At 34.6% G+C, this 5,411-nt stretch carries 6 protein-coding genes and 1 other annotated feature; of the genes, 1 reads left to right on the forward strand and 5 read right to left on the reverse strand.

Annotated elements, in window-relative coordinates; translation table 11 throughout:
- Nucleotides 1-33 precede the first annotated feature (33 nt).
- Nucleotides 34-288: a hypothetical protein gene (locus EUBIFOR_RS07675; RefSeq protein WP_003865436.1), complete on the reverse strand. Its 255-nt coding sequence runs from the start codon at nt 286-288 to the stop codon at nt 34-36.
- A 405-nt stretch (nt 289-693) separates the two neighbouring features.
- On the opposite strand from EUBIFOR_RS07675, the gene EUBIFOR_RS07680 reads away from it, so the two are divergent.
- Nucleotides 694-1,755 carry a PDDEXK nuclease domain-containing protein gene (locus EUBIFOR_RS07680; protein WP_003865437.1) on the forward strand — a complete coding sequence of 354 codons (1,062 nt, stop codon included), beginning with the start codon at nt 694-696 and terminating at the stop codon, nt 1,753-1,755.
- A gap of 208 nt (nt 1,756-1,963) precedes the next feature.
- Here EUBIFOR_RS07680 and EUBIFOR_RS07685 read toward each other — a convergent pair whose 3' ends face one another.
- From EUBIFOR_RS07685 to EUBIFOR_RS07700, 4 genes are all read right to left on the reverse strand, one after another.
- Entirely contained in the window at nt 1,964-2,269 is a 306-nt protein-coding gene (locus EUBIFOR_RS07685; RefSeq protein ID WP_003865438.1) for a hypothetical protein, read from the reverse strand.
- Nucleotides 2,270-2,402: 133 nt separating this feature from the next.
- On the reverse strand, nt 2,403-3,038 hold the full coding sequence (locus tag EUBIFOR_RS07690) for a methionine ABC transporter permease (RefSeq protein WP_040466373.1): 636 nt from the start codon (nt 3,036-3,038) through the stop codon (nt 2,403-2,405).
- 2 nt (nt 3,039-3,040) lie between these two features.
- Nucleotides 3,041-4,006 (reverse strand): methionine ABC transporter ATP-binding protein, encoded by a 966-nt coding sequence (locus EUBIFOR_RS07695; RefSeq protein WP_003865440.1) that lies wholly within the window; start codon nt 4,004-4,006, stop codon nt 3,041-3,043.
- A gap of 82 nt (nt 4,007-4,088) precedes the next feature.
- Entirely contained in the window at nt 4,089-4,964 is an 876-nt protein-coding gene (locus EUBIFOR_RS07700) for a MetQ/NlpA family ABC transporter substrate-binding protein (RefSeq protein WP_040466345.1), read from the reverse strand.
- A gap of 86 nt (nt 4,965-5,050) precedes the next feature.
- Nucleotides 5,051-5,296: a binding site (T-box leader), on the reverse strand.
- Nucleotides 5,297-5,411 lie beyond the last annotated feature (115 nt).

Below are 5,411 nucleotides of genomic sequence, written 5' to 3' on the forward strand. Positions count from 1 at the left end.
AAAAAATTAAAGCTTGGGTAAATCCTTATTTACTCAAGCTCTTTGTTTATCTAAATTCCTTTTCTGTTCTAACTGTTTATTATACTCTCTATACTTTGATGAACGTTTTCTTATATAGTCTAGACTCTTGATCTGACTTCTTAATACTTTAATATCCGGCGTTAGTGCTTTTGCTTCTTTGAATAGTTTTGCCTTGGCAATTAGATCCTTTTCTTTGTAGGATCTGGAATACAAATACTTTCTTTGGTCCAGTAATCCATTCATATGTTTATCTAGTAAGTCATCCATACAACGTATACATTATATGGTCATTTACACAATTACTTCCTGTATTATTTTATATTCCAAATCTTTTTTTGTATATTATGTACTCATTTTGGAGTCACTGTGAGTACATATTGAGTACAAACCATTTCACTCTAACAATATACAACTAAAATATTGTTCCTCTCGATTTCTAGCATTTGACTCATCAATTCTATGTATTTAAATACGAATGATCATACCGAAGCACTTGATTTATTTTTGCATTACTACACAACAAAAGAATTGTAGTACTTACGAAGAAGATTTCTAATGAATAAATTCGAAATTCATGAAAAGTTAATATAAATATGATATGGCTCTTATATCGATAAAATAATTAAATTCTAAAATATAAAAGAATCAAATGAAAGCGAGGTTAAAAATCATATGGAAAGTAAAATTATGAATTATCAAGCTATAATCACTGACATTAAAGATGTCATTTCTTCTGGTCAAAAAGTAGCATACAATGCTACCAACAAAGCAATGATACTAACATATTGGCATGTGGGTAAACGTATTGTTGAGCAGGAACAAAATGGAAATGAAAGAGCACAATATGGGCAAGCTCTAATTGATGCTTTAGCTGATGAACTTACAAAAGAATACGGAAAAAGTTTTTCAAAGAGAAACCTCCAATATTTCCGCAAATTTTATATTGCTTTTCCTGATGTACGAATTGTGAACGCATGCGTTCACAATTTAACTTGGACGCATTTTAGAAGTTTATTACGTGTTTCTGATGAAAACGCAAGATTATGGTATATGAATGAAGCCTCAAATGAGAGATGGAGTTCTCGAACATTAGACAGAAACGTCAGCACACAATATTTCTATCGATTAATGCAATCTCCAAAGAAAAATGATGTTGTTAACGAAATGCTTCTGAAGAATTCAGAAAATCAAAAAAATCAATTTGAATTATTAAAAAGTCCAATTGTTGCAGAGTTTTTGGGATTCAAAAATGAAGATTCTTACCTTGAAAATGATTTGGAGTCAGCTATTTTGACACATATCAGAGATTTCTTAATGGAAATGGGAAAAGGATTTGCATTTGTTGCTAGACAACAACATATTGTAACTGAAACTGAAGACTACTATATTGATCTTGTTTTCTACAATATCGAATTAAAATGCTATGTTCTCATTGATTTAAAAATGGGGAAAATCACACATCAAGATGTTGGTCAAATTGATGTGTATGTTCGAATGTATGAGGATTTAAAATGCAAAGAAGGAGATAATCCAACGCTTGGAATACTACTTTGTTCTGAAACAGATGAAGATATTACTAGATATTCTATCCTTCATGATAATGATAGACTTTTTATGTCTAAATACCTAACTTACCTTCCTTCAAAAGAACAATTAAAAGCAGAAATAGATCATCAAAAAGGAATATTCTATATGCAACATCCAACATTATCAAAAAAAGATGATGAAATATGAAAGAAGTGATTTTATTTGACACGAATACATTGTCCACATTGTGGACATGAAACTGCTAGAGTGGATGCAATTGACAGATAATTCGGTGCCCCTAGCGATCATGTCGTTTCACATAACGAATAATTGGTGTAATATAACACCTGCAAGTGAAAATGGCAACCATCTTGTTGTCTTCATTTGCAGGTTTTTATTTATATCGTTTTATAAATTACACTCCATACTTTTGGATAGAATGAATGCAATCAGCACCCTCGTCATTCCAATCAATATCATCTTCATCATCAAACCAGAACCATTTCTCAATTACTTTAAGAAACCATTTTGTTTTAGGTAGATTACATTTCAATATACTAAACGCATTAAATCCACTTTCATCGGATGCTATATATGTTCCTGGTTGATTTGCATATACACCATATTCATTCATGACTTTATCAATTACACTAAAACATTGTTCTTGAGTAAAGTGATTTTGTATCAATCTATCTTCATTAAATTCAAAATACATCATCATAGGCTATATTCCATTAAAAATAAAAAAGAGGGCACTAAATCCAGCGACACATAGCGTCGTTTTTTTAATGTCCTCTATGACGTGGAAATAGTACACCCATCATTTACATGATGCAAGAATTTTTTTCAAAAAATTAAGCCTTCTTTTTGTAAATAACGTTACCAATACCCTGTACAAGCTGAACAATGACAATCAATACAATGGACGTCACTACAAGGTAACTAATATCATATGCCTGATATCCTTTTCGGATAGCGATATCTCCAAGACCGCCACCACCAAGTGTACCAGCCATTGCACTCGCACCAACCATATTGATAATCAATAAAACAATACCATTTAATAGTCTAGGTACAGATTCTTTAAAATATACCTTTGTAATAATTTGCAGATCCGTAGCACCAAACGATTTTGCTGCTTCAATCACACCCGCATCTGTTTCTCTCAATGCATTTTCAAATACACGTGCAATAAATGGAATTGCGTAAATTGTTAATGGAACGATTGCCGCAGTTGTACCAATAGATTTGCCAGCAATTACACGCGTCACTGGAATTACAATTACCATTAAGATAATGAACGGAAATGAACGGAATACATTCACAATCACATCCAGAATTCCATACACAATACGATTTGGTTTCAATCCATCTTCAGCAGTCAATGTCAAAATTACCGCAGGAATAAAACCTAGTACAACCGCAATTAAAGTCGAGAAGAATACCATGTATAATGTCTGCCATGTTCCTTTTAAGATTACATCTAACATACTCATAGTACCTCCCAAGTAACATTCTTACTTTCCAAAAACTGAAATACACGCTCTTTATCTTTTTCTTGAATATTCAAGATCAAAGAACCAAATACATTTTCTCTAAACTCTTCTAGTTTTGCCCAGCAGATAGAGAAATCAATGCCTAATTCTCTTGCCATTTCTGTAATTACAGGTTCATCAGAAGAATCATCTGTAAAGAACAGCTGCACATTCACACCCGCTTTTTGCAATACCTGGCCTTCTTCACCCAGGAACTTCTTCACATCTTCTGTTGGTTTCACAAATAACTCTTCTGGTTTACCCTCTGCCAAAACAACACCATGCTTTAAAAAAGCTACTCTTTGACAAATCTGTTTTACAACTTCCATCTGGTGTGTAACCACAACAACTGTGATACCAAGTTCTTCATTGATCTGCTTTAAAAGTTCAAGAATTCCATGTGTGATTCTAGGATCCAATGCACTTGTAGCTTCATCACAAAGCAAGATCTTAGGATCATTCACGAGTGCTCTAGCAATCGCAACTCTCTGTTTCTGACCACCAGATAGATTTTCTGGACGTTCATGCATTTTATCTTTCAAGCCAACAAGTTCAATTAAATGTTCAATTTTCTTTTTATTTTCTTCTGTATTTGGATTTTCATTCCAGAAGCGAAGAGGCAATGCAACATTGTCATATACATCCAATCTAGAAAGAAGATTGAAGTTCTGGAAAATCATACCCATATCTTTTCTCAGCTGGCGTAACTGCTTCTTATCATTTTCATCAACTGCAGTACCATCTACTGTGATCGTACCACTATCATATGTTTCCAATCCATTGATACAGCGAAGCAATGTCGATTTACCAGCACCACTCTGTCCAATGATTCCATAGATTTCTTTTTCATGAATCTGGAGATTAATATCCTTTAATACTTCAAGTTCTCCAAAACTCTTTCTTACATTTACAAGATTTATCATCTCTACGCTCCTGTCTATTTACGCGAATATTCAGAGAGTTTCCCCTCTGAATATTACTGATTGTACTGTTATAATTTTTTGATTAGTCTACTGGATTGCCTTCTGTATCAATGAAGGAAGCAATCACAGATCCCTTATATGTATCTTCAATATATGACTTCACTTCATCAGATGTAATAGCCTTTACAAGTGCTTTTATCTTTTCAGTATCAAGATTTTCATCCTTTACAACAACATAGTTTGTTCTCTTTACACTTGTTTCCTGGTCAAACTGTTCAACATAGATTGCTGGGTGCTTGCTTGGAAGATCAGCTTCTAATGCATAGTTACCATTTGCGACTACTGCATCAACATCTTCAAGTGTTAATGGAACCTGTGCAGCTTCCACTGGCTGAATATCATAGTTATGAGGGTTGAGTTCTTTATTTCCATTGAATGTTGTTTCAGTTACATATTCATCTGTTCCTGGATCCTCTAATAAACCAGCCTGAACAAGTACTCTTAAGCCTCTATCTAAGTTATCTGCATCATTTGGCAAGGAGATTGTTGCGCCATCCTTGAGATCCTTGATATCTGTTACTGTTGCAGAATAGATACCCATTGGTTCAATATGAACACCAACTGCAGCAGCCAGATGAAGACCCTTAGAAGTATTCTGATCGTTCATGTAGCCTAGTGTCTGGAAGTAGTTCGCATCAAGAGAACCTTCTTCCAAAGCTGTATTTGGTGTAACGTAATCTGTAAATTCTGTCACTTCTAATGTCCAGCCATCTTTTGCGAGAACATCTTTTACGACATTATTCAAGATTTCAGCATGTGGTACTGCAGTCGCACCAACTTTGATTGTCTTGTCTTCACCGGATGTTTTTGTAGATGTGGAACCTGTAGATGTGGATGAGCAGCCAACTAATGCGAATGCTAATACTGCTGTTGCGATTGTTTTGATTGCGTTTTTCATTTTTCTTTTCCTCCGTTTTCTTGTAATGCTTGAAGTAGGACGAGGTGATTCTTTCATGCTCTAGAAACAAAAAACTACGCCCCTTAGATAAGGGCGTAGTATTACGCTGTACCACCTTACTTTAAAATGACCTCACGATCATTTCCTCTTCAAGTACGCTGAATATCATCAGATATACTCTATGTCTGTAACGGGACAGCCCGTCGTGATCTACACTATCGATCACGCAGCTCCAAGACCATGTTCACCAAACCTTTCCTTATCCCCTCTCAGCATACAAGGACTCTCTTTTGAAGTTCCAACCTGGTTACTCTTCTCTTCGTTGCTTTTATGGTTACTATTTTACACTTTCTAGAAATGAATGCAATAAGTAATTAACAAGAAAAGATTTTTTCTGCGAAAAAGTCACACGTCTAAATGGCGTGCCCGGTTCGTTTCCAGTCGTCC

The organism is Holdemanella biformis DSM 3989 (genome assembly GCF_000156655.1).
Classification (GTDB): Bacteria; Bacillota_I; Bacilli_A; order Erysipelotrichales; family Erysipelotrichaceae; genus Holdemanella; species Holdemanella biformis.

Bases quoted from the DNA above. Each gene is read 5' to 3' on its own strand.
- EUBIFOR_RS07700 (WP_040466345.1), bottom strand. From the start codon at position 4,964: ATGAAAAACGCAATCAAAACAATCGCAACAGCAGTATTAGCATTCGCA.
- EUBIFOR_RS07675 (WP_003865436.1), bottom strand. From the start codon at position 288: ATGGATGACTTACTAGATAAACATATGAATGGATTACTGGACCAAAGA.
- EUBIFOR_RS07685 (WP_003865438.1), bottom strand. From the start codon at position 2,269: ATGATGATGTATTTTGAATTTAATGAAGATAGATTGATACAAAATCAC.
- EUBIFOR_RS07690 (WP_040466373.1), bottom strand. From the start codon at position 3,038: ATGTTAGATGTAATCTTAAAAGGAACATGGCAGACATTATACATGGTA.
- EUBIFOR_RS07680 (WP_003865437.1), top strand. From the start codon at position 694: ATGGAAAGTAAAATTATGAATTATCAAGCTATAATCACTGACATTAAA.
- EUBIFOR_RS07695 (WP_003865440.1), bottom strand. From the start codon at position 4,006: ATGATAAATCTTGTAAATGTAAGAAAGAGTTTTGGAGAACTTGAAGTA.